Source organism: Affinirhizobium straminoryzae (assembly GCF_007004135.1).
GTDB classification, from domain to species: Bacteria; Pseudomonadota; Alphaproteobacteria; order Rhizobiales; family Rhizobiaceae; genus Neorhizobium; species Neorhizobium straminoryzae.
The window spans coordinates 1-23989 of sequence record NZ_VJMG01000011.1; the positions used below are offsets into that span (position 1 = coordinate 1).

Consider the following 23989-nt stretch of genomic DNA (forward strand, 5'->3'; position numbering starts at 1 on the left):
ACGACGGCATAGGTGGTGGCAAGCGGCACGACGAGCGTGACGCGGGCCACCACCTATGCCGTCGTCGGCCTCATCGGCCGCCTGATCTTCAACCGCGATTTCGGCGTCGCCAACTGGTTCCTCGATCTGTTCGGGATCGGCGCGCTGGACTGGCTGGGCTCGCAGGCCGGCGCCTTCGCAGCGATCGTCATCATGGATGTCTGGCAGTGGACGCCGTTCTGCGCGCTGATCTTCCTCGCCGGCCTCTCCATGGTGCCGGGCGAGATCGAGGAGGCGGCCCGGCTGGAAACCTCGTCCAAATGGGCGCTGCTGAAGCATGTGCAGCTTCCCTATCTGATGCCGGGGTTGACCGCGCTTTTGATCCTGCGCTCCGCCGACGTGCTGAAGTTGTTCGACATGGTGTTCGTCATGACCCGCGGCGGCCCGGGTTCGGCGACCGATCTCGTCTCGGTCTATATCCAGCGCGTCGGCTTCCGCGTCTTCGATCTCGGCACGGCCTCGGCGCAGGCGATCCTGCTGCTCATCCTCACCATCCTGATCAGCCGTCTTTATATCCGCGTTCTCTACAAGGAAGTGAACTGATGCGCGTCTCGTCGGACAAGATCCTGCACGCCCTCGGCCTCACCGCCGTCATTCTTTTCACGCTGTTCCCGTTCTACTGGATGGTGTCGGCGAGCTTCAAGACGCAGGCCGATATTCTTGCCTCGCCGCCGGTCTGGCTGTTTACTCCGACGCTCGATCACTACCGCGAGATTTTTGCGGATTCGAAGGTGCTGGGCGCGGTCGGCAATTCGTTGATCATCGCCACCGCCACGACGGCGCTCGCCGTGCTGCTCGGCGCCCCCGCCGCCTTCGCACTGGCCCGCTATGACTTTCGCGGCAAGTCGGATCTCTGGTTCTGGTTCATCTCCAACCGGATGACGAGCCCGATCGTGCTGGCGCTTCCGGTCTATATCCTGGCGCTACAACTGAAGATGCTCGATACGCATCTGGTGCTGATCCTCATCTATCTCACCTTCAATCTGCCGATCGTGGTGTGGATCTGCACCGACCAGTTCAAGTCCATTCCGCCGGATCTGGAGCAGGCAGCGCGTCTGGATGGCGCCGACCAGTTCACCATCTTCCGCAAGATCTATCTGCCGCTCGGGGCGCCGGGCATCGCGGTCTCGGCGATCTTCTCCTTCATATTCTCGTGGAACGAGCTGCTCTATGCCCTTGTTCTGACACGCCGTGACGTTCAGACGGCGCCGGTCGTCGCCACCAGTTTCATGTCCGGCTACGAACTGCCCTGGGGCAAGATCATGGCCACCGGCACCGTTATCGTCCTGCCCGTCACCATCTTCGCGCTGATCGTCTCACGACACATGGTGCGCGGCCTGACCATGGGAGCGACCAAATGACCGCCTCTTCTCCGCTCGGCATCAATCTTTCCTTCTGCGTCAAGCGCTGGGTGACGCCTCAGCTTTGGGCACCGGTGGTGCGCGATCGCCTGGGCCTTGACCTTGTGCAATTCTCCTTCGATCTGGTCGATCCCATGTGGCCCGCCGCGATCCTGTCACGTCATGCGAAAGACGTGCGGCAGGCGGCCGATGATCATGGTATCGCCATCCACAGCGCCTTCATCGGACTGGCCCACTACACGTTCAACCAGTTGCTGCATCCCGACCCGGATGTGCGCAGTTATGCCGAACACTGGCTGGAACGCGCCTATGGCTTTGCCGCCGAAGCCGGCATTCCGGGCGTCGGCGGGCCGCTTGGCGCCATCGCGTCCCGGACGGATGGGACCGAGGCGGATACGCTTGATGACCGCGACTATGCGGATCTTATCGAGCGCATGCTGCGGCTTGGCGAAAAGGCCCGCGCGGCGGGACTTGATGCGCTGTATGTGGAGCCGACGCCGATGCGCCGCGAATGGCCCTGGACCATCGGTCAGGCGAGGCGGATGATGCAGGATGTCTCCGGCAGCGCAACACGCTGGCAGCTGTGCGTGGACTGGGGGCATGGCACCATCCTGCCGCTCTACGGCCCGGCGGCGGATACGATGGAGCCGTGGTTCTCGAGCCTCAGCGATGTGATCGGTGCGATCCACATCCAGCAGACCGATTTCCAGTTTGACCGCCACTGGGATTTCACCGAGCCTGGTCGTGTGGACCCGGCCGAGGCGAAGGCGCAGCTTGCTCGCACGGGGCTTGCACAATCTCCGGTGTTCCTTGAAGTGTTCTATCCTTTCGAACGGGATAGCGCATCCATTCTGGATGCCCTGACGGCATCGGCCTTGTCGCTCCGGCAGGCCTTTGCCTGAGCCAAGGAGACGAGCACGCAATGGCCACCAAGGGAACCGACACCGCAACGACCGGCATCGAGGATCTCGACGCGCAGCAGATCCGCGCGCGCGTTGCCTGGCTCTATTTCATCGGTGGCCTGACCCAGCAGGAAATCGCCGATCAGCTGGGCCTGACGCGCCTGCGGGTCAACAAGACCCTCGGCCAGTTGCGCACCGATGGTTCCGTGGTGGTGGATATCCGTCTGCCGATGGCCAATTGCATCGATCTCGAAAACCGCATGAAGGAGCGGTTCGGCCTGGATGACGTGTCGGTCATCCCGACGCTGCCCGATGATTCGGAAAACCAGCGGGCGGTCGGCGATGCGGCCGGCGGCATGCTGGACAGGCTGCTGGAAGATGGCATGGGCCTTGGCGTCGGCTGGGGCAAGACGCTGACGGCGGGGCTCAAGCGTCTCACGCCCCGCCCTCTTCCCGGCAGCTGGGTGACGTCCGTGATGGGCGGGCTGACGCGCGGCTCGGGATCGAGCACCTTCGAGGTTGCCACCGGTTATGCGCGGGCCATTTCGGCCGAATGCTATTATCTCACGGCGCCGCTCTATTTTCCCTCGGTGGAAAGCCGCGAGGCCCTGCTCTCCCACCACGGAATCCGCGAAACCATGCGGCGCGCACGGTCCGTCGATGTCGCGCTCGTGTCCTGCGGTGATATGACCGCCCGCTCGCTGCTCGTGCAGACGCCGACGGTGTCTGAAAATCTCGCGACCCTGCAGGCGGCCGGCGCCGTGGGCGACCTCCTCGGCGTCTTCCTCGACGAGGCCGGACGGCCGGTGGACCATCCGCTCAACGAGCGCGTGTTGTCGGTCACGCCGGAGCAGCTGAAATCCGTTCGCCATTCCATCCTCGCCTCGGGCGGCTGGTACAAGGTGAACATCATCCGCGCCATTCTGCGCGGCGGTTATGTCACGCGGCTCGTCACCGACGAGATGTGTGCCGCCGCCATCCTTGACGACACGGGCCAGACCCCAACCAACAGCCAACAGACATGACGTGACGCCGGCGGCCTGGCCGCGGCATCGCCGGATCGGGAGTAACGAGAGCATGACCTTCCTGCAGCTGGACAACATCAAGAAGACGTTCGGGGAACTCAGCGTCATCAAGGGTGTCGATATTTCCGCCTCGCGCGGCGAGTTCGTGGTGTTCGTCGGTCCGTCCGGCTGTGGCAAGTCCACGCTGCTGCGAATGATTGCCGGACTGGAGGATGTCTCTTCGGGCATGCTCTCGATCGACGGCAAGGACGTAACCTATGAAGAGCCCGCCAAGCGCGAGGTCTCCATGGTTTTCCAGTCCTATGCGCTCTATCCGCATATGAGCGTGTTCGAGAACATGGCCTTTGGCCTGCGCATGGCAAAGCTGCCGGAAGACGAGATCAAGCGCCGGGTCGCGGAAGCTGCCCGCATTCTGCAGATCGAAGCGCTTCTGGAGCGCAAGCCGCGGGCGCTGTCCGGTGGCCAGCGTCAACGCGTCGCCATCGGTCGCTCCATCGTGCGCAACCCGAAGATCTTCCTGTTCGACGAGCCGCTGTCGAACCTCGACGCTGAGCTGCGCAGCCAGATGCGTGTCGAGATCGCCAAGCTGCACCGCAATCTCGGCGCAACCATGGTCTATGTTACCCATGATCAGGTCGAGGCGATGACGCTGGCAGACCGGATCGTCGTGCTGCGCGCCGGGCTTGTCGAACAGATCGGCACGCCGACGGAGCTTTACGATCGCCCCGCCAACACCTTTGTCGCAGGCTTCATCGGCTCGCCCAAGATGAACTTCCTCACCGCCTCCGTCACCGCCACGGACGGCAGCAGCCTGACCTTGCGACACTCCGCTTTCACCGATGGAGCGATGACGCTCGCCCATGCCGCCGCGACCAAGGTCAAGGCGGGCGATGCCGTGACCGTTGGGTTGCGGCCGGAGCATCTGGATGTGGCAAGCGCTCGTCCGCTTCTGCGGCTGACACTGGATTTCGCCGAAAACCTCGGCGGGTCGACCCAGCTTTATGCCCGCACCGACACCGATACCGTAACCATTCTGGCGAATGGACGGCCGGAGATTCGCCCGGGCGACGCCATGGTCGCCGGCATCGACCCGCGCCATATCTATCTCTTCACCCCCGCAGGCGCAGCCCTCTGACCACAGGAAGACGAACATGAAAGCCCTCGTTCTGGAACGCAAAGGCGAACTCGCCATCCGCGACATCGAACTTCCCCGCGAGGTCGGGCCGGAAGATGTGAAGATCGCCATCCATACCGTCGGCGTCTGTGGCAGCGACGTTCATTATTACACCCATGGAGCGATCGGCTCCTTCATCTTGCGCGAACCCATGGTGCTGGGTCACGAGGCGGCGGGTGTCGTGCTGGAGGTGGGCGCGGCCGTCAAGAACCTGAAGGTCGGTGACCGGGTGTGCATGGAGCCTGGCATTCCCAACATGGCCTCGCGTGCCTCGAAACTCGGCATCTACAATGTGGATCCGGATGTGCGTTTCTGGGCAACGCCGCCGATCCACGGCGTGCTGACGCCGGAAGTGGTGCACCCGGCCGCCTTCACCTACAAGCTGCCGGACACTGTATCCTTTGCGGAGGGCGCGATGGTCGAGCCCTTTGCCGTCGGCATGCAGGCCGCCACGCGCGCCCGCATCACGCCCGGCGACGTGGCCGTCGTCATCGGCTGTGGCCCGATCGGCATCATGACGGCGCTGGCGGCACTGGCCGGCGGCTGCTCCCGCGTGTTCATCTCCGATCTCAGCGCCCCGAAGCTTGCGATTGCCGGCCAGTATGGCGGGATCACGCCGGTCAACATCACCGAAGCCTCGCTGCTGGAAACGGTCATGGCCGCCACGGATGGCTGGGGTGCGGATGTGATCTTCGAGGCGAGCGGCAGTCCGCGCGCCTATCAGGGTATCTTCGATCTCATGCGCCCGGGCGGCACGCTGGTGCTGGTCGGCCTTCCGGTCGAGCCCGTTGCTTTCGATGTGCCGGCCTCGATCTTCAAGGAGGCGCGCATCGAAACCGTGTTCCGCTATGCCAACAATTTTGATCGTGCCGTCAACCTGATCGCCGCCGGCAAGGTGGATCTGAAGCCGTTGATCGCCGAAACCTTCGCCTTCGAGGACAGCATTGCCGCTTTCGAACGAGCGGCAAAGGGCCTTCCGGACGATGTGAAGCTGCAGATCCGGATGCCCGGCTGAAACCGCCCTTCGTCTCATATTCGATTATGCAAGGAAGCGAGAACCATGACGAACACGCTGGAAGGAAAGGTGGCGGCCATTACAGGCGCCGCTTCCGGGATCGGGCTTGCCTGCGCCCGAAAGCTGATAGCCGAAGGTGCGACGGTGGTGCTGATTGACCGCGCGGAAGACCGGCTGGCTGCGCTCTGCCGGGAACTCGGTGAGCGGAGCCGAAGCCTCGTCGTTGATCTGCTGGATGGTCCGCAGGTCTCCGGCCTTCTGCCGCGCATCCTCGATGTGGCGGGCCGGCTCGACATCTTCCACGCCAATGCCGGCGCCTATGTCGGCGGTCCCGTGGCCGAAGGCGATCCCGATGCCTGGGACCGCATGCTGAACCTCAACATCAATGCCGCTTTCCGTAGCGTGCATGCCGTCCTGCCGCACATGATTGCGGAAAAGACCGGCGACATCCTGTTCACAAGCTCCGTAGCGGGCGTCGTTCCCGTGGTCTGGGAGCCGATCTACACGGCCTCGAAGTTTGCCGTGCAGGCCTTTGTCCACACCACCCGGCGGCAGGTGTCCCAGTACGGCGTGCGGGTGGGCGCAGTGCTGCCGGGCCCGGTGGTGACGGCACTGCTGGATGACTGGCCGAAGGAGAAAATGGACGAGGCGCTCGCCAATGGCAGCCTGATGCAGCCGCAGGAGGTGGCGGAAGCCGTGTTCTTCATGCTGTCGCGCCCGCGCAATGTCGTCATCCGTGACCTTGTCATTTTACCGAACAGCGTGGATCTGTAAGCGTATACAAGCAGGATCTGACGCAGCGGGAGGAAACGGCATGAGCGGTCGCAGGCATTTCATCGGCGTGGATGTGGGAACGGGCAGTGCCCGCGCCGGTGTTTTCAACGAGGCAGGCGAGTGCCTCGGAACCGGCAAGCGCGACATCGACATCTACCGCGATGGAGCGCACCGGGTGGAGCAGTCCAGCGCCAATATCTGGCAGGCGGTGTGCACGGCGGTTCGCACCGCTGTCTCCGCGGCCGGCATTACGCCGGAAAGCGTCACGGGGCTTGGCTTCGATGCCACCTGCTCGCTGGTCGTCCTCGGCGAAGGTGGTCAGTCGCTGCCCGTCGGCCCTGCCGGCATTGCCGAGCGCGACATCATCGTCTGGATGGATCACCGCGCGGTCGAACAGGCGGAACGCATCAACGCCCAGGGACATGAGGTGCTGCGCTATGTCGGCGGACGCATCTCTCCGGAAATGCAGACCCCGAAACTGCTCTGGCTGAAGGAGAACCTGCCGGAGATATTTGCGAAGGCCTGGCAGTTCTTCGATCTCGCGGATTTCCTTACCTGGCGCTCGACGGGAAGCCTTGCGCGCTCCACCTGCACGGTGGCCTGCAAGTGGACCTATCTCGCCCATGAGCAGCGCTGGGATCCCGGCTATTTCCATGAAATCGGGCTCGGCGCACTGGCGGACGAAGAGTTCCGTCGTATCGGTCAGCAGATCGTCGAGCCCGGCACGGCGCTCGGCGCTGGATTGACCGATGCTGCCGCACGCGACCTCGGCCTCGTGGCCGGAACGCCGGTCTCCGCCGGCATGATCGATGCCCATGCGGGCGGCATCGGCACGGTCGGCATCGGCGGCACGCCGGAACGCAACATGGGCTATGTGTTCGGCACTTCGTCCTGCACGCTGACCTCGACCGAAAGCCCGAAATTCGTCCCCGGCGTCTGGGGTCCCTATTTTTCCGCCATGGTGCCCGGTCTCTGGCTGAACGAAGGCGGCCAGAGCGCGGCAGGAGCCGCGATCGACCAGCTCATCAGCCTGCATCCGGCCTTTGCCATCGCCAGCGAACGCGCCCGTGCCGATGGAATATCGCTGCCGGTGCTGCTCGCCAATCTTGCTGTCGCGACACAGCCGAATGCATCCGCTGTCGTCTCGCTGGCCCGCGGTCTGCATGTGGTGCCGGAATTCCTCGGCAATCGCGCCCCCTTTGCCGATCCGGCCGCGCGCGCGGCGATCGCCGGGCTTGGCATGGAACGTGATCTCGACAATCTCGTCGCGCTCTATGTCGCCGGCCTCTGTGGCATCGGCTATGGCCTGCGGCAGATCATTGCCGTCCAGGAGGAGGAAGGCGCCGGTGTCGACCAGATCATCATCAGCGGCGGCGCCGGCCAGCACGATCTGACCCGCCAGATCCTGGCCGATGCCAGCGGCAAGACGGTGATTGCACCGGAAACGCCGGAGCCGGTGCTGCTGGGGGCGGCGCTGCTTGGCGCAACCGCCGCCCGCGCTTTTCCGGATCTGAAGGAGGCCATGCAGGCGCTGAGCCGCGCCGGACGCGTCTACGAACCGGCCGGCGGCGAAATCGCCAGCATTCATGCGCGCCGGTACGAAGCCTTCCGGACCCTGCAAGCCGACCTGCGCACGATGCGGGATTTCTGATCACGCCAGGGACTGAAGCGCGGCAACCTGTTCCATACGGGTTGCCGGGGTCCCGCCTGGCTATCGCGAGCTCTCGCGTACGATGAGTTGCGGCTGCAGCGTCACGTCGGCTATCGTCTGTTCGCCGTTGAGGAGATCGAGGATGAGCGCCCCGGTGCGTTCGCCGATCTGGCGGGCATGGGCGTTGACGGTGGTCAGTGCCGGCACGGAAATGCCGCCGATCTCATAATCCCCGAAGCCGCCGATGGCCATTTGGTCCGGCACCCGCACACCGCGCCGCTGGCATTCTGTCAGGGCGCCGAAGGCTGAGAGGTCGGACACGCAGATGACCGCCTCCGTATCGGGCAGTTCGGTCAGCAAGCGGCCCATGGCATTGGCCCCTTCTCGCATGGAAATCGGCGGCGCTCCGGCATCGATCAGCCGCGACGCATCGAGCCCGTGATCCTTCAGAGCCGCGATGAAGCCGTGACGGCGATCGGTGCCGCGCGTGTCCCGGCTGGCGTCACCGCCGATGAAGGCAATCCGGCGATAGCCGACGGCGACGAAATGATCGACCATGCCACGCACGGCCTTGGCATTGGAAAAGCCGACGAAATGGCCGATCGGTTCGGCCGGCACGTCCCAGGTCTCGATGACCGGAATTTTTGCGTTTTCGAGAAGCTTGCGGGCGCGCCGCGTGTGCTTGCCGCCAGTCACCGCGATCGCCTGCGGCTTGCGGCGCAGCAGATGCTCGATCAGCCGTTCTTCTTCCTCGACATCGTAATTGGTGTAGCCGAGCAGGATCTGGAAACCGCGGGCGCTGAGCACGGAGGACAGGCCGCCCACCGTATCGGCAAAGTTCGCATTGTTGATGGAGGGAATGGTGACGGCGATGAAATCCGTTTTCTTCGAGCGCAGGTTGGAGGCCGTGGAATCGAAGACGTAGCCCAGTTCCTCCGCCGCCTTCAGGATGGCGTCGCGCGTTTCCTTGTTGATGAGGCTGCCGGACTTGAAGGCACGCGACACCGTCATCGGGGACACGCCCGTCTTGCGCGCAATATCCGCCATGGTCGGCGTTCTGTCGTTCTCCATGTCCCGCCCCATTTCTGCTGCCGCCTATCTTTGCCAGCCGATATGGCCGCGAATGGCGAGCGATACCGCATAGACCGAGGTGGTGGCCGTGATAAAGAGCCGATGGCCGTGCCGCCCGCCGAAACAGACGTTGGACACGGTTTCCGGCACCAGGATCTTGCCGAGGCGATGCCCGTCCGGCGCGATGCAATGAACGCCATCTGCGGCGGAGGACCAGAGATTGCCCGCCGCATCCACCCGCATGCCATCCGCACAACCGGGTGCTATGGTGTGGAACAGCTCACCGCCGGTCAGCCGCCAGCCGTCGCCGACGTCGAACACGCGGATATGGCGCGGATCATCGGAAAACATCCGGCCGGTATCTGCGACATAGAGCTTCGTCTCATCCGGACTGAAGGCAAGCCCGTTCGGGCAGGCGAAATCCGTCAGGACCGCCTGGATCTCGCCGTTCAGGGGATCGACACGGTAAACATTGCAGGGCAGTTCCTGCTCGCTGCGCGTGCCTTCGTAGTCGGTGGAGATGCCGTAGTGGGGATCACTGAACCAGATCGCGCCGTCCGAGGCGACGATCACGTCGTTCGGTGAATTCAGACGCCTGCCCTGGTAGCGATCGGCAATCACCGTGATCGTCCCGTCATGCTCGGTGCGGGTCACGCGGCGACCGCCATGTTCGCAGCTCACCAGCCGGCCCTGACGGTCGCGCGTGTGACCGTTCGAAAAATTGGAGGGCTCGCGATGGATGCTGACGCCGGTCACCGGGCTCCAGCGCATGATGCGGTTGTTGGGAATGTCGGAAAACAGCAGACAGTCGTGGTCGCCGAACCAGACCGGCCCCTCCACCCAGTCAAACCCGCCGGCCAGCTTCTTGAGGGGCGCATTGCCCAGTACAAAGGTGGAAAAGACCGGATCTTCAGCGTCGAAAAACGACATGCGGCTGCCTCTTTCCTCGATAGGTTTCGGGCGCAAGATAGCGAAGGCGCGGGCCGCGGCAAGGTTCGCAAGCCCGCGCCGTTTCTGTCTTACTTGCCCCAGATCTTCTTGTATTCGTTGCGATAGCCGTTATCGGGGTCGAAAGTGTTCTTCGGTCCGCCATCGAACTCGACATTCTCTACCGTCACCACATGCAGCGGAGACACGTAGCCCGACCACTTTTCGCCGGAGAAGGCGCGGTTCAGTTCATCCACCAGCTGCCAGCCCTGCAGGTTGAGCGGTTCCGCCACCGTCACCGACTGGTACTGCTTGGCGCGGATGCGCTGATAGGCGCTTTCAGAACCGTCGCCAGCGGCAACGCTTTTCGGCGCGCCGTCGCCGGCAATGCCGGAGGCCGAAAGCGACGGGCCCATGAAGTCGAAATAGATGTCGTTGATCGCCAGAGAATGCGTCCATTTGGCGCCGTATTTCTGCAGCAGCGTGGTCGTCAGTTGCGGCATGCGCTGTGATGTCTCGGCAATCGGCGTATCGACATATTCGAGCACCTTGCCGCCGAGCGCCTCGATCTCGGCCTTCATCTTGTCGGCCTTGGCGATCGCGATCGCATAGGTGGAGTCGGTGAAGATCACCACGCCCGGCTTGCCGCCGGCATCGACGTAAGCATAGTCGGCGGCAGCCTTGGAGACCTGCATGGCATCGGTGGTGACGTTGGCGAACACGCCGACATCCTCGACCGGACCGACGGCCGGCGCCGCGTGCCAGGCAACCATGGGAATGCCGGCCTTCTTGGCTTCAGCCATCGAGGGCTTCTGCTCGACGGCATCGAAGCCGGCGATGATGATGCCGTTCGGCTTCAGCGTCAGCGCCTGACCGAAGGCGGCCGTGCGGCCTTCGATGGAGCCGGCGCTATCGAGAACATTGACCTTCCAGCCGATCGCCTTGGCAGCCTCCTGAATGCCATTGACGACGCCGAGAATGCCACCATTCTTCATGTCTGCTGCAACGATGACCACCGACTTGCCGGCAGCGGCCTTAGGCCCCGTGGTCGGGCCGTCCCATTTGTCGACCTTGGTCGCGTATTTGGCAACGACCGCCTTGGCGTCGGCCATGGCATCGGCCAGCGCGGGGCCGGCAATCATGATGGCAAGCGCGGCCGGTGCAACGGTTGCCAGGAAATGTCTGCGTTTCACGGTGTATCCTCCCTATGGACGTGAGACTTTCGACGATGATCAGGATGACTTTTCGGGCGTCTTCGGCGGCAGGCCGAGCGGCTTGATGGCACCGATGGCGCCACGGCGTCGCTGGGCGTAGCCGGCAATGCCGATGGCGACCAGCAGCGTGACCCCATTGAACAGCGGCTCGACGAAGAAGGAGCCACCGAACTGCTGGATGCCCGCAATGCCGACGGCGAGGATGATGACGCCGATCATGGTGCCCCAGACGTTGACGCGGCCGGGCTTGATGGTGGTGGAGCCTAGGAAGGCACCGACCAGCGCCGGCAGCAGATATTCTAGGCCCACGCTTGCCTGACCGATCCTGAGACGCGAGGCGAGCAGCACGCCGGCAAGAGCCGAGAGCAGGCCAGAGGTGATGAAGGCGCCGACGACGAAGCGCCGAACCGGAATGCCATTGAGGGCCGCCGCCTTCGGATTGGCACCGATGGCATAGACGTAGCGCCCGATCGGCAGGTATTCGAGCACGATCCACATCACGAGCGCCAACGCCAGAACGTAATAACCGGTGATCGGCAGGCCGAACAGCATTGTACCGTTGAGCGCGAGGAAACCCTCCGGCAGGACGCCGACAACCTGCCTGCCGCCGGTGTGCCACAGCGCAATCGCATAGATCACCGTTCCTGTGCCAAGCGTGGCGATAAAGCTGTCGATCCTGGCGATTTCGACCAGAACGCCATTGAGCAGGCCGGTCAGTGCCCCAAGCGCGAGCACGATGACGACGGCCACCGGCCACGGCAGGCCGAACATGGTCTGCAGGCTGATCGCGAGAATGTGCCAGAGAACAATGCCATAGCCGATGGTGAGGTCGATGCGGCCGCAGGCCATCGGGATCATCGCCGCCAGCGACAGAATGGCGATGATCGTCTTGTTGGCGATGATGGAGCGAAGGTTGAGGACGGTCGGGAACGTATCCGGCAGCAGCACGGAGAAGAACAGGATCAGCAGGACCGTCAGGATTACAAGACCGTAGACCGGCAGCAGACGCTTCAGCCTGTCGCCTGTCGAAAGGCCCCGCAGGTCCGACTTGGTCGGCTCAAGCGCATTGGACTGGATGGATTGCATCGTCTTTCTCCAGAGATCAGGCCGCTTCGGCGGCGGAGGCGGCAGCGATGACGGCAGGGGTGGTCAGCGCGTTGCCCGACAGTTCGCGAACAATGGCTCCGCGCGAAAACACAAGCGCGCGGTGGCAGATATGAGCGATTTCCTCGAAATCGGTTGAGATCACCACAACCGCGAGCCCCGCTTCGACGGCGGCGGCGATCAGGCGGTAGATGTCGGCCTTGGCTCCGACATCGACGCCGGCAGTCGGGTCCTCGGCGATCAGCAGCTTGCGGCCGGTGGCCAGCCAGCGGCCAACCACGACCTTCTGCTGGTTGCCTCCGGACAAGGCCTCGATGGCCAGAGACTGGTCGTTGGGGCGAAGCCCCACCTTTTCACCGAGCGCATGTGCCATTTCCGCCTCCTGCAAGGGCGACAGCATCTTGAACAGGCCGCGGCCGGAGGCGCCGGGATTGAGATAGGTGTTTTCCCGCAGGGTCAGCGACATGGCGACCGACTCTTCCGTGCGGTCGCGCGCGATCAACCCGATGCCGGAAGCAATTGCCGTTTCGGGGCTGCGGAGATCCGGCTGCGTGCCGCGTACCCGCACGTCACCAGTCGATGGTTCTGCGCCGAACAGCGCACGGCCGATCAGTTCCTGTCCCGCACCGCGCAGGCCGACAAGGCCCAGCAGTTCTCCCTGCCTGAGATCGAACGAGACGGGGCCGGCGCCACGGCATGCAAGGTTCTTCACCGACACCAGTGTGTCGCCGGGTATCGTATCCGCCTTGGCAAACAACTGGTCCGCCTTGCGCCCGACGATCATGCGGATCAGTTCGTCGGGATTTGTCTCCTTCACCGGCTTTTCGCCGACAAGCCGCCCGTCACGCAGCACGGCGACGCGGTCGGCGATGCGGAACACCTCATCCAGTCGATGCGAGACATAGATCATGGCGACACCGCGCTCCTTCAGCGGGCGGATGGCGGCGAACAGGCGTTCCACCTCGTCGGCGGGCAGGCTGGCGGTCGGCTCGTCCAGCACCAGAACGTCAGCTTCGACGGCGAGTGCGCGGGCAATTGCCACCAGCGATTTTTCCGTGCGGGTCAGGCTCTGGACGCGGGTCGAGGGATCAAAATCGCAGCCGACCAGTTTCAATGCATCGGCAGTACGACGCGCCGTCTCATTCCAGTCGATCAGCTTCCTGCGCATGGAAAAGCCCTGGGCCAGGCCGACATTTTCCGCCACCGTCATCCATTCGATGAGGCCGAGATCCTGATGGATGAAGGCCACCGGCTGGCGCTGGTTCGGCTTCGGCGGGCGATGATGATAAGGCGCGCCGCGAAACAGGATCTCTCCACCATCCGGCTTGAAAATGCCCGCCAGCGTCTTGATGAGGGTGGATTTGCCCGCGCCGTTCTCACCAAGAAGGGCCAGGATTTCGCCGCGCTTGAGGCTCAGCGAAACCTCCGTCAGGGCCTTGGTGCCGCCGAATTCCTTCGAGACGGACCGAAACTCCAGAAATGCATCCGATGCCATCCGCTCCTCCCAAAGTCAGATGCAATAGGCTTATGGTATCGATAACATATGTGTCAAGTTCATTTTCGGCGAACCCACAGAGGCGTGACCGGCGTCGCGATCCGTTGCGGCCGCATGCCAAAATCGACGCTGGACAAAGCCGGAGGCGACTCATATGTTATCGATAACAAAATCATTTCGGAGGAGATGTCTTGAGCAAAATCGAAATCCTTCAGGTCGGCCCCTACCCTGCTTGGGACGAGGAGCGCCTGAACGCCCGCTTCACCCTGCACCGCTATTTCGAGGCTGCCGACAAGGCGGCCTTTCTCGCTGAAAACGGCGCGGGCATTCGCGGCATCGCGACGCGCGGCGAACTGGGAGCCAGCCGCGCCATGATCGAAGCGCTGCCAAACCTGGAGGTCATCAGCGTCTACGGCGTCGGCTATGATGCCGTTGATCTGGAGGCGGCGCGCGCGCGCGGCATCCGCGTCACCAACACGCCGGATGTGCTGACGAAAGATGTTGCCGATCTCGGCGTTGCCATGATGCTGGCGCAGGCCCGCGGCATGGTGGGCGGCGAGGCATGGGTGCGAAGCGGTGACTGGGTGACACGAGGCCTCTATCCCCTCAAGTCGCGCGTTCATGGCAAGCGTGCCGGCATTCTTGGGCTTGGCCGCATCGGCTATGAGGTCGCCCGACGCCTTGCCGGCTTCGACATGGACATCGCCTATAGCGACACCGGCCCCAAGGATCATGCCGGAGACTGGAGCTTCGTGGCCGATCCTGTGGCGCTGGCCGAACGGTCCGATTTCCTTTTCGTCACGCTTGCAGCCTCCGCTGCCACGCGCCACATCGTCGGTCGCTCCGTTATCGAGGCGCTGGGGCCGGACGGCATGCTGATCAATATTTCGCGCGCCTCCAACATCGATGAAGAGGCCCTGCTCGAGGCGCTGGAGACGGGGCGGCTTGGTTCCGCGGCGCTCGATGTGTTCGAGGGGGAACCGAAGCTCAATCCGCGCTTCCTCGCGCTCGACAATGTGCTGCTGCAGCCGCACATGGCCTCGGGCACTGTCGAGACGCGCAAGGCCATGGGTGCCCTCGTCTTTGAAAACCTGTCGGCCCATTTCGAAGGCCGCCCCCTGCCGACGCCCGTTCTGTGAGGCCTGCCATGAAAGCGATTGTCATTCACGCGCCGAAAGATCTGCGCATCGAGGAGCGCGAAGCGGAGGCACCCGGCGCCGGCGAGGTGGAGATCCGCCTTGCCGCCGGCGGCATCTGCGGTTCGGACCTGCATTATTACGCGCATGGCGGCTTTGGCGCCGTGCGCCTGAAGGAGCCGATGATCCTCGGCCATGAAGTGTCCGGCCATGTCACGGCGCTGGGCGATGGCGTGTCCGGGCTTGCCATCGGCGATCTGGTCGCCGTATCGCCATCGCGTCCCTGCGGCGCTTGCGAATACTGCCACAAGGGCCTGCCAAATCACTGCTTCAACATGCGCTTCTATGGGTCGGCCATGCCCTTCCCGCACATCCAGGGCGCCTTCCGGGAGCGATTGGTGGCCAAAGCCAGTCAATGCGTGAAGGCGGAGGGCCTGAGCGCCGGGGAAGCGGCGATGGCAGAGCCCTTGTCGGTTACCCTGCATGCCACGCGGCGGGCCGGGGAAATGCTGGGCAAGCGCGTGCTGGTTACCGGCTGCGGTCCGATCGGCACCCTGTCGATCCTCTCCGCGCGCCGTGCCGGCGCAAGCGAGATCGTCGCGGCGGACCTTTCGGAACGCGCACTCGGTTTTGCCCGCATGGTCGGTGCGGATCGCACCATCAATCTCTCTGAAACGCCGGACGGCCTGGTGCCGTTTGCCGCGAACAAGGGCTATTTCGATGTGCTCTACGAATGCTCCGGCGCCCAGCCGGCGCTGGTTGCCGGCATCCAGGCGCTCAGGCCGCGCGGCGTGATCGTCCAGCTCGGGCTTGGCGGTGACATGAATCTGCCGATGATGGCGATCACATCCAAGGAACTCGATCTGCGCGGCTCCTTCCGCTTCCACGAGGAATTCGCCACCGCGATCCGGTTGATGCAGGGCGGGCTTATCGACGTGAAGCCGTTGATCACCCATGTCCTGCCCCTGTCGGACGCGCCGAAGGCCTTCGAGATCGCCCTCGACAAGGGGCAGTCGATGAAGACGCAGATCGCCTTCGGCTGACGCACACGGCCACATCCATTCTGGAGGACATTCATGAGCATTCACCTTTTCGACCTGACGGGCAAGCGCGCGCTCGTCACCGGCTCCTCGCAGGGCATCGGCTATGCGCTGGCCAGGGGACTGGCTGATGCCGGCGCCGAGGTCATTCTGAACGGCCGTGACGCGGTCAAGCTGAAGGCGGCGGCAGAAAGCCTCGGCGCCAGCCATGCGCTCGCCTTCGATGCCACCGACCATGCAGCGGTGCGCACGGCGATCGATACCTTCGAGGCCGAGACCGGGGCGATCGACATTCTCGTCAACAATGCCGGCATGCAGCACCGCACGCCGCTCGAGGATTTTCCGGCGGATGCGTTCGAGCGGCTGATGAAGACGAATGTCTCCACCGTCTTCAATGTCGGCCAGGCTGTGGCGCGCCACATGATCAAGCGCGGCGCCGGCAAGATCGTGAACATTGCAAGCGTCCAGACGGCATTGGCCCGCCCCGGTATCGCACCCTATACCGCCACCAAGGGCGCCGTTGCCAACCTCACCAAGGGCATGGCGACCGACTGGGCGAAATATGGCCTGCAGTGCAACGCCATCGCGCCCGGCTATTTCGACACGCCGCTGAACGCCGCACTCGTATCCGATCCCGCCTTTTCTGCATGGCTGGAAAAGCGTACGCCAGCGGGTCGCTGGGGCAATGTCGAGGAACTCGTCGGCGCCTGCATCTTTCTCTCCTCCGGTGCTTCCTCCTTCGTGAACGGCCACATTCTCTATGTGGACGGCGGCATCACGGCGTCGCTCTGATGGGTCATCGTATCGTACTGATGGGCGTTGCCGGCTGCGGCAAGTCCAGCGTCGGGGAAACCCTCGCAGCCAGGCTTGGCGCCGTCTATGTCGACGGCGACGAACTGCATCCACCTGAAAACATCACGAAGATGAGTCGTGGCGAACCGCTGACCGATGAGGATCGCTGGCCCTGGCTGACGCGCGTCGGCCGGAGCCTGGCTTCTGCCGAGGGGATCCGCATCATCGGTTGCTCGGCGCTGAAGCGCCGCTACCGGGACCTCATTCGCCACGAGGCGGTCTCGCCGGTCGTGTTCGTCCATCTGTCCGGCAGTCGTGATCTGATTGCTGGGCGGATGGCAGCACGCACCGGACATTTCATGCCGACCAGCCTGCTCGACAGCCAGTTCGCGGCTCTGGAGCTGCCGGAAGCGGACGAACAGGCCATTACCGTTGATATCGGCCAACCGCTCGAAGCGGTGGTGGCAAAGATCGCCACGTCATTGGAGGAGAGACAGTCATGAGCAACAGGGTCGCCCTGATTGGCGCGGGTGCCATGGGCAGTGCCATCGGCACGCGTCTGGCGGAAACCGGCAATCATCTCGTGGTGTTTGACCTCGATCCGGAAAAGGTCCAGGCGCTGGTCGACAAGGGAGCAAAGGCTGCGGCTACGGCAGCAGATGCCGCTTCCACCACCGATTATGTGATCCTCAGCCTGAATTCGCCGGCAATCGTGCGCAGGGCCGTGTTCGGCGAGGCTGGCGTGGCCGCGGGCGCCAAGCCCGGGACGCTGATCATCGACATGTCATCGATCGATCCGGATGCGACGAAGCAGCTTGCTGCCGATGCATCGGAGCGGGATCTGCGCTGGGTGGACAGCCCTCTTTCCGGCGGTGCGCCGAAGGCGCTGGTCGGGCAATTGACACTGATGGCGGGGGGCACGGCGGAAGATGTGGCGGATGCGCATGCGGTTCTGCAGCATGTTGCCAGCAACTATACGCATATGGGGCCGGTGGGGTCCGGTCAGACGACCAAGCTGATCAATCAGGTTCTCTGCGGACTCGGCTTCCTTGCTGTGGCCGAGGCGACCCAGCTTGCGCTTGATGCCGGCGTCGATGCGGCAAAGATCCCGCAGGCGCTGAAAGGTGGTCGCGCCGACAGCGCGATCCTGCAGGAATACATGCCGCGCTTCGTGGCGAAGGATTATCGCCGCACCGGCCGCATCGACAACATGGTGAAGGATCTGAACGGCGCGCAGGATCTTGCCCGCCGCACCAACACCGCCATGCCGTTGACGGCAATTTGCGCCGAGGTTCATCGCATGCTGACGGCTGCGGGCCTCGGTGGCGAGGACCAGGCGGCTTTGATGGAATTTTTCCGGGGACCGAACAAGGAGAATTTGCAATGATCACCCGTTTCGCGCTGTTCGAGGGCAAGGTGAAGGAGGGCCAGACCGAAGCCTTCCGTCAGGCGGTTATCGACCGTATCCTGCCGAAGTGGCGTCAGTTTCCACATGCCACTGATGTGCGCGTGTCCTTCGCCGAGGCGCGCGATGACGGCGCCCCGGAACTGCCGATGATCCTTGCCGTCAACTATCCGAGCCTTGCGGCTGTGGACGAGGCTCTGGCAAGCCCGGTCCGTGCCGAAGCGCGCGCCGCCACCGAGTCCGTGCTCGCGGAATTCTTCGAAGGCCGCATTCATCATCATGTGACGCTTGCCAACGAGTACAAGCTCTGACGGAAACGCAAAGCCGGTGCGGCACTTGTGTCGCACCGGCCAGACGGCCCGGCAGAGTGCCGTAGACCCGAAGATCGATCGTAAAATGCACGAATGCAGACCGATTGTTCAGATCTTTGCGGTTAAAATCCCCGCCAGACTTGCGGCATCAGGGTCTTCCGTCCTATATGCCGGGGGTGGTGGCGCCGGCAGAACAAGCAATCGGACATGTTGACGAAAAAAGGGAAGTACGGCCTCAAGGCGCTCATTCATCTGGCGCGCCTCGAGAGTGGCGAGACGGCATTCGTGGCGGATATTGCCGCGAAGAACAATATTTCCAAGAAGTTCCTTGATACGATCCTCCTTGAACTGCGCAATGGCGGTCTGCTGCGCTCCAAGAAGGGACCGGGCGGAGGCTACGCGCTGTCCAAGCCGGCCAACGAAATCTTCATCGGTCAGGCCATCCGCATTCTCGATGGTCCGCTTGCCCCCATCCGCTGTGCGAGCAAGACCGCCTTCGAGCCCTGCGAGGATTGCGATCATCCGCAGGACTGTCAGATCCGCGCGACCATGACCGATGTTCGTGATGCCATTGCCTCGATCCTGGACAACATGTCGCTTGAGGAACTGGTGAACAAGAGTTCCCCCTCCGCCTCGGCGGTGAGCAGCCTGACCCAAGTCTGAGGGTTATGAACCTTCAATAGGCGAATGGCCAGCGTGCCGGAATCGCGCCGCGGACATGGAGTTGTCCGAGCCTGCGTTTGGCCAGCTCATTTCGCACAGCCCAGGTGTCCGATTGCGATGGCAACCGGGCCGCGTCAAGGTCCTTCAGGATCTCCGCCGCCATCACGCAGGCCGAGCGGCACGACAGAGAGGCCTGCAATGCAAGCTGCGGGGTTGGGTCAACCTGCACCGAATCGACATGCTGCCCCGCCCGTTCGATAAGCGCGGACACGCCATCCAGGCGCGCAGCAAGCTCACCCAGCCTCACGAACTCCGCAGGGTATTCCGTCGGATTGCCCGCCTTTTCCTCAGCAGACAGGGCCAATTCGTTGAACACCCGCCGCGCCCGGCCCAGATCGACGGCAGCCTGCAACAGGCTTGCCAGACGTGTCAGCGTTGTCGTCTCGATGTCATCCTCTGCAAGCTCGACCAGGCTGCCTGCCGGAACCGCGATGCCCGAACCTGCGGCGTCGTCCTCTATCGGTGCAAGCAGAGCCAGGAGACGCCGTCCCGCCGGATCAATGCAGGGGACCGCCAACCAGACGGGCCCAGCCTCTTCCTGTCGCGGCAGCGCCTCCGCCGGAAGCAGGAAACCTGCCTTGCCGGCGACAAGTGCGGGCCAGGAGACGGTCTCCTCCGCAATGGGATCGGCCGCAAGCAGAAAGATATCGCCGGCAAGCGCGCGCGTCAGCCACTCGGATGTCTGCCGACCGCCATCGGCGGCGCGAATGGCTTCCACCACGAGAAAATGACCGACCAGTCGTTGCGCCAGAGACGTGTCGCTGGCGGCAGCCAGAGCGATCATTTCGGCGATAACCGCATTGGCGATGTCCGCACCACCAAGATCGGCGGGCACCGACGTCCCGAGAAGACCGGCCTTGCCGAAGGAAAGCAGCGAAGGCGGGAGAGCATGGACCATCCGGTCATCCCCGTTCTGGCCGCTGGTTCGCTCCAGCAGCTGCCGGGTGGTGGTAATCACCTCCAGCTCGGTCGAAGGGTGGGTCATGGGAAAGGCGCGCTGATCAGGCAAGCGGTACACGTTGTGCATGGATGACCTCCAGAGCTGACGGGAAATGCTGACATACCCCCGGTTTGCCCGGAAGGGCGAAATCCTGCACGCAACTGCGCCGCTGGAGCAAATTTTGCCCAAAGGCGCGCAGACCGCGAAACCACGACGGCGATGATCCCGTCAACGCGGGCTGAGCCGGTGATAGGCGCCACCCTGATAGACCAGGGATTGCTCCCCGATCAGCCGTATGCCCTGCACGGCACCGATGACGATGACGTGGCTATGGCGTTCGATGGCTTCCTCGACAAGGCAGTCGATGCCGGCGATGGCGTCTTCCAGCAAGGGAGCACCCGTCGCAAGCGAAGTCCATTCGTGACCATTGTAGCGATCTGCGCCCTTCAGTCCGCCAACGCCTGCGAACTGATTGGCCAGGCCTTCATGGCCCGGACCAACGATGTTGACGCCAAACCAGCCACTTTTCTGCAGGATGGGCCAGGTCGAAGAACTCCGGTTGAGAGCAACCATCATGCGTGGCGGATCGACGGAAAGCGCGGTCGCCGAGGTGACGGTCGCTCCGGTTCTCTCCTGGCCGCTGCCCGTGGTGATGATGCTCACGCCGCCGGCAAGCGTGCGGAGTGCGGCCTTCAGGCTTTCTGCATCGCCCGGACGTACGGCCGCGACGGGCTTCGCCGCATGCGTTTCGAAGACTTCGGGAGAAAACTGTTTCGTCATCTGTGGTGGATCCTGATAACAATCGCTGAAGATGCAAGCTTAGCCTCACGAACATGACGGCTCTAGACAGCGGTTTTCGTAATCTATAAACTTTGTAGAAATTTCCCCTACCGGAGCGGCCTCAACAAAGCCTGCGAAACCAGAGGTGAAAGTTGCGATGCTGAAGCTTACCCTGCCTTCCAGAGCGGCGGCATTGCCCGCCAGGAGCCGCCGCATCGCCATCGTCGGTGGTGGCTTCACCGGTGCTAGCCTTGCGCGCGTTCTGTCACGGCGTGCGCCTGACGATCGCGACGAAATCATCGTGTTCGAGCCGCGGGAACGGCTCGGTACAGGTCTTGCCTACGATACAACCGATCCGGATCTGCGTCTGCACGTGGCGGCCCATCGTATGAGGGCAATACCTGGCGATCCCGGCGCCTTCCTCGCCTGGCTGAAGCGCACGGGTCGCCTGGATGCCGACCCGCAGGCGCGCGATGGCGACGTGATCTATGCGCGGCGCGCGGATTTCGGTGCCTTCATGGAGGCAGAACTCGCTCCGCATCTCGAAAATGGCCGTGTCCGTCACATCAGGCGCCGTATCCAGGCGATAACCCGCGAAAACGGACACTGGCTGCTGACCGACGCAACCGGTGAAGAGCATGCTGCGGATGTTGTCGTCATCGCCACCTCGCATCCGCCGGCAGCACCCGTGCCCGCGGTCCAATCCTCAGGCACCGCGTTTCCCCTGACGCCACAGCCCGGCCTGCTGGCGGTCGATCACATCAGCCCCGAAGACAGCGTCATCATCGCAGGCAGTGGCCTGACTGCGCTCGATCTGGTGAGCCTGCTGGCCGCACGCGGCCATCGCGGTCACATTACCCTGGTGTCGCGTCGCGGTCTTCTGCCGCGTCGCCAACCGGATGGCAACTTCACGCCGCATGGGGAGGCCCTGTTCGGCGATCCGCATTCGGCGCTCGAGCTGTTGCGTCGCGTGCGGGCTGCCGTCGATCGCGTCACCGGGCAGGGACTGCCCTGGCAGAGCGTGATGGACGCTCTGCGCCATGAGGCTCCCCGGCTTTGGGCGGCGCTTCCGGTCGGCGAACGGCGACGTGTCCGCCGCCACCTCTCCCGATGGTATGATGTCCATCGGCATCGCATGACGCCAGCCATGGCCGATTTGATCAGCACCCTGCAGGCTGAGCACCGTCTGACCACCATGGCAGGGCATATCCTCGCTGTGGAGGCGGATGCGCGTGGTGTTGTGATGACGCTAAGGAGCCAGTCGTCGCCTCGCATCGTGCGGGCCGATCATCTGATGGTCGCCACGGGTCCGGATTGCGCGCATGTGATCGCACATCAACCCTACCTGCAGCATCTGCAGGCCGCCGGGTTCGTGGTGCCGGATGCCTTCGGGTTCGGCCTTGCCTGCGACAGTGACAGCCGGGCGCTTGCGCGCGACGGTCACCCGGTTACCGATCTCTACATTGCCGGACCTCTGGCGCGCGGCACGTTTGGCGAGTTGATGGCCGTGCCGGAAATCGCCGCGCAGACGGAGCAGGTCGCCCGTCACATCCTGCGGCCGGCCAGCCGCACCTCCCGCACCCTGTTCATTCGCAGCCTGCCCTCACCGGTTCCCGTCGCAGTGGCCAGCCCCTAGCGAAAGAAACGCGGCTTGCGGGAATGATCCCGCAAGCCGCCCATAAGATCCTCACGAGCCGGAGGCAACACGCACATTGCCGCCGTGACCGCCGCCGCCAAACACCTGGCGCTTGCCGAACGACGAGCGGATCTGGTTGCGCGGACCGGCGAGCCCGATTTCCGGGAACAGCAGTTCCGAGACGCGGTAGGCCTCTTCGAGATGCGGATAACCGGAGGCGATCACCGTATCGATACCGATCTCCTGATATTCGCGCAGCCGCGCGGCAATCGTTTTCGGCGAGCCGACCAGCGCTGTCCCTGCTCCGGAGCGCACCAGTCCGATGCCGGCCCAGAGATTGGGCGAAACCTCCAGCTTGTCGCGACGGCCCTGGTGGAGGGCAACCATGCGTGCCTGCCCGACGGAATCGGAATTCTTCGCAAAGACCTCCTGTGCAGCGGCAATCGTCTCGTCAGACAGGCGCGAGATCAGCCGGTCCGCTGCTGCCCAGGCCTCTTCATCCGTTTCGCGGACGATGAAATGCAGACGAATGCCGAAGCTCACCTGCCGGCCCTTCGCCGCCGCCGCCCTTTTCACCTTTTCAACCTTTTCGGCCACCTGTGCCGGCGGTTCGCCCCAGGTGAGATACTTGTCGATGATGCCTGCCGAGAAATCGATGGCTGCATCGGAGGAGCCGCCGAAGTAGATGGGCGGGCGCGGCGACTGGACCGGCGGCAGTCCCAGTTCGGCATTGTGGGCCTGGATGTATTTTCCATCGAGATGCGCCTTGCCGTTCTCAATGAGCCCGTTGAACACCTGGAAGAACTCGTCCGCATGGGCGTAGCGCTCGTCATGCGGCAAAAAGATGCCGTCGCCGGCCAGTTCCTGTGCACTGCCGCCCACGACGATGTTGAGCAGAAGCCTGCCATTGCTGACGCGGTCCAAGGTCGAGGTCAGCCGCGCATAGTAGGCGGGCGAGGCAACACCCGGACGGATCGCCACCAGAAACTTCAGCTGTTCTGTGTGGGCGGCCAGATCGGCGGCCAGAATGAAGGATTCCTCGCAGGCAACACCCGTCGGGATGAGAACGCCGGAATAGCCCAGGCGATCGACGGCCCTGGCAATCTCGCGAAAATAACCGGGATCGGCGGGACGGGCGAGTTCGTCGGAGCCGAGATAGGCTCCATCGCCAGACGAGGGTATGAACCACAGGAAATCGAGCGGTTTGTCGGCGGCTGCCATATTGAAAATCCTTGCTGAGGGAGAAGGGGCGCGGCGCACCTGGCTCGCGTCCGAGGAAAGCGAAACGAACTGATCCGGTTGCGACGGCGGTGGGTTCACGCTGCCGCTTCGGCGTTGGGCGACTGCTGCAAGAGTTTCTGCCACATGATCGGCCACGAAGACGGCATGCTCCGCCACCTGCGGCAGCCCCATGAGTTCGCCGAAGGTGCCGCGCGCCAGCGGTCCTGCAATGAGCAGGGACGGATCGGCCGTG

Annotated in this window: 24 protein-coding genes; 16 read left to right on the plus strand and 8 right to left on the minus strand. The window is 63.6% G+C overall.

The window, feature by feature from the left end:
• Positions 1 to 15: 15 nt before the first annotated feature.
• Genes FNA46_RS05240 through FNA46_RS05275 form a run of 8 tightly spaced genes read left to right on the plus strand, consistent with a single transcriptional unit; the run spans position 16 to position 7941 of the window.
• Positions 16 to 582, plus strand: a complete 567-nt coding sequence (locus FNA46_RS05240) for a carbohydrate ABC transporter permease (RefSeq protein WP_246102865.1) — start codon at positions 16 to 18, stop codon at positions 580 to 582.
• On the plus strand, positions 582 to 1400 hold the full coding sequence (locus tag FNA46_RS05245; protein WP_143124062.1) for a carbohydrate ABC transporter permease: 819 nt from the start codon (positions 582 to 584) through the stop codon (positions 1398 to 1400). The genes FNA46_RS05240 and FNA46_RS05245 overlap by 1 nt, the downstream gene beginning before the upstream one ends.
• The gene (locus FNA46_RS05250; protein ID WP_143124063.1) at positions 1397 to 2302 is read left to right on the plus strand and encodes a sugar phosphate isomerase/epimerase family protein; all 906 of its coding nucleotides are present in this window, start codon (positions 1397 to 1399) and stop codon (positions 2300 to 2302) included. The genes FNA46_RS05245 and FNA46_RS05250 overlap by 4 nt, the downstream gene beginning before the upstream one ends.
• Positions 2303 to 2322: 20 nt before the next feature.
• Positions 2323 to 3327: a sugar-binding transcriptional regulator gene (locus tag FNA46_RS05255; RefSeq protein ID WP_143124064.1), complete on the plus strand. Its 1005-nt coding sequence runs from the start codon at positions 2323 to 2325 to the stop codon at positions 3325 to 3327.
• A 52-nt stretch (positions 3328 to 3379) separates the two neighbouring features.
• Complete coding sequence (locus FNA46_RS05260; RefSeq protein WP_143124065.1) at positions 3380 to 4462, plus strand: ABC transporter ATP-binding protein; 1083 nt, start codon at positions 3380 to 3382, stop codon at positions 4460 to 4462.
• A gap of 16 nt (positions 4463 to 4478) precedes the next feature.
• Complete coding sequence (locus FNA46_RS05265) at positions 4479 to 5516, plus strand: NAD(P)-dependent alcohol dehydrogenase (protein WP_143124066.1); 1038 nt, start codon at positions 4479 to 4481, stop codon at positions 5514 to 5516.
• A 45-nt stretch (positions 5517 to 5561) separates the two neighbouring features.
• Positions 5562 to 6290 carry an SDR family oxidoreductase gene (locus tag FNA46_RS05270; RefSeq protein ID WP_143124067.1) on the plus strand — a complete coding sequence of 243 codons (729 nt, stop codon included), beginning with the start codon at positions 5562 to 5564 and terminating at the stop codon, positions 6288 to 6290.
• A gap of 40 nt (positions 6291 to 6330) precedes the next feature.
• The gene (locus FNA46_RS05275; RefSeq protein WP_143124068.1) at positions 6331 to 7941 is read left to right on the plus strand and encodes an FGGY-family carbohydrate kinase; all 1611 of its coding nucleotides are present in this window, start codon (positions 6331 to 6333) and stop codon (positions 7939 to 7941) included.
• Positions 7942 to 8001: 60 nt separating this feature from the next.
• Here FNA46_RS05275 and FNA46_RS05280 read toward each other — a convergent pair whose 3' ends face one another.
• The 5 genes from FNA46_RS05280 to FNA46_RS05300 form a co-directional block, all read right to left on the minus strand.
• The gene (locus FNA46_RS05280) at positions 8002 to 9012 is read right to left on the minus strand and encodes a LacI family DNA-binding transcriptional regulator (protein WP_246102867.1); all 1011 of its coding nucleotides are present in this window, start codon (positions 9010 to 9012) and stop codon (positions 8002 to 8004) included.
• 24 nt (positions 9013 to 9036) lie between these two features.
• Entirely contained in the window at positions 9037 to 9942 is a 906-nt protein-coding gene (locus FNA46_RS05285) for an SMP-30/gluconolactonase/LRE family protein (protein WP_143124069.1), read from the minus strand.
• Between the two features lie 89 nt (positions 9943 to 10031).
• Entirely contained in the window at positions 10032 to 11132 is a 1101-nt protein-coding gene (locus tag FNA46_RS05290) for a substrate-binding domain-containing protein (protein WP_143124070.1), read from the minus strand.
• 39 nt (positions 11133 to 11171) lie between these two features.
• Positions 11172 to 12239, minus strand: a complete 1068-nt coding sequence (locus tag FNA46_RS05295; protein ID WP_143124071.1) for an ABC transporter permease — start codon at positions 12237 to 12239, stop codon at positions 11172 to 11174.
• 16 nt (positions 12240 to 12255) lie between these two features.
• Positions 12256 to 13752 carry a sugar ABC transporter ATP-binding protein gene (locus FNA46_RS05300; RefSeq protein ID WP_143124072.1) on the minus strand — a complete coding sequence of 499 codons (1497 nt, stop codon included), beginning with the start codon at positions 13750 to 13752 and terminating at the stop codon, positions 12256 to 12258.
• Positions 13753 to 13943: 191 nt separating this feature from the next.
• Between FNA46_RS05300 and FNA46_RS05305 the strand changes: the two genes are divergently transcribed.
• The 7 genes from FNA46_RS05305 to FNA46_RS05335 all read left to right on the plus strand — a co-directional run bounded on the left by FNA46_RS05305 (position 13944) and on the right by FNA46_RS05335 (position 19099).
• Entirely contained in the window at positions 13944 to 14891 is a 948-nt protein-coding gene (locus FNA46_RS05305) for a 2-hydroxyacid dehydrogenase (RefSeq protein WP_143124073.1), read from the plus strand.
• A gap of 8 nt (positions 14892 to 14899) precedes the next feature.
• A complete protein-coding gene (locus FNA46_RS05310; protein WP_143124074.1) occupies positions 14900 to 15931 on the plus strand; it encodes an L-idonate 5-dehydrogenase in 1032 nt (343 codons plus the stop codon).
• Between the two features lie 33 nt (positions 15932 to 15964).
• Positions 15965 to 16720 (plus strand): SDR family oxidoreductase, encoded by a 756-nt coding sequence (locus tag FNA46_RS05315; RefSeq protein WP_143124075.1) that lies wholly within the window; start codon positions 15965 to 15967, stop codon positions 16718 to 16720.
• Entirely contained in the window at positions 16720 to 17223 is a 504-nt protein-coding gene (locus FNA46_RS05320; protein ID WP_246102869.1) for a gluconokinase, read from the plus strand. Before FNA46_RS05315 ends, FNA46_RS05320 begins: the two co-directional genes overlap by 1 nt.
• Positions 17220 to 18107 (plus strand): NAD(P)-dependent oxidoreductase, encoded by an 888-nt coding sequence (locus FNA46_RS05325; RefSeq protein ID WP_143124076.1) that lies wholly within the window; start codon positions 17220 to 17222, stop codon positions 18105 to 18107. The genes FNA46_RS05320 and FNA46_RS05325 overlap by 4 nt, the downstream gene beginning before the upstream one ends.
• Positions 18104 to 18436: a hypothetical protein gene (locus FNA46_RS05330; protein WP_143124077.1), complete on the plus strand. Its 333-nt coding sequence runs from the start codon at positions 18104 to 18106 to the stop codon at positions 18434 to 18436. Before FNA46_RS05325 ends, FNA46_RS05330 begins: the two co-directional genes overlap by 4 nt.
• A gap of 207 nt (positions 18437 to 18643) precedes the next feature.
• A complete protein-coding gene (locus FNA46_RS05335; protein ID WP_143124078.1) occupies positions 18644 to 19099 on the plus strand; it encodes an RrF2 family transcriptional regulator in 456 nt (151 codons plus the stop codon).
• Positions 19100 to 19112: 13 nt separating this feature from the next.
• Here the strand turns inward: FNA46_RS05335 and FNA46_RS05340 are convergent, their stop codons facing one another.
• A complete protein-coding gene (locus FNA46_RS05340) occupies positions 19113 to 20288 on the minus strand; it encodes an acyl-CoA dehydrogenase family protein (RefSeq protein ID WP_143124079.1) in 1176 nt (391 codons plus the stop codon).
• 39 nt (positions 20289 to 20327) lie between these two features.
• Positions 20328 to 20879, minus strand: a complete 552-nt coding sequence (locus FNA46_RS05345; protein WP_143124080.1) for a flavin reductase family protein — start codon at positions 20877 to 20879, stop codon at positions 20328 to 20330.
• Between the two features lie 157 nt (positions 20880 to 21036).
• Here FNA46_RS05345 and FNA46_RS05350 point away from each other — a divergent pair, with 157 nt between their 5' ends.
• A complete protein-coding gene (locus tag FNA46_RS05350; RefSeq protein ID WP_143124081.1) occupies positions 21037 to 22515 on the plus strand; it encodes an FAD/NAD(P)-binding protein in 1479 nt (492 codons plus the stop codon).
• Positions 22516 to 22566: 51 nt separating this feature from the next.
• On the opposite strand, the gene ssuD is transcribed toward FNA46_RS05350, so the two are convergent.
• Positions 22567 to 23736 (minus strand): FMNH2-dependent alkanesulfonate monooxygenase, encoded by a 1170-nt coding sequence (gene ssuD, locus FNA46_RS05355; protein WP_143124200.1) that lies wholly within the window; start codon positions 23734 to 23736, stop codon positions 22567 to 22569.
• Between the last annotated feature and the right edge of the window lie 253 nt (positions 23737 to 23989).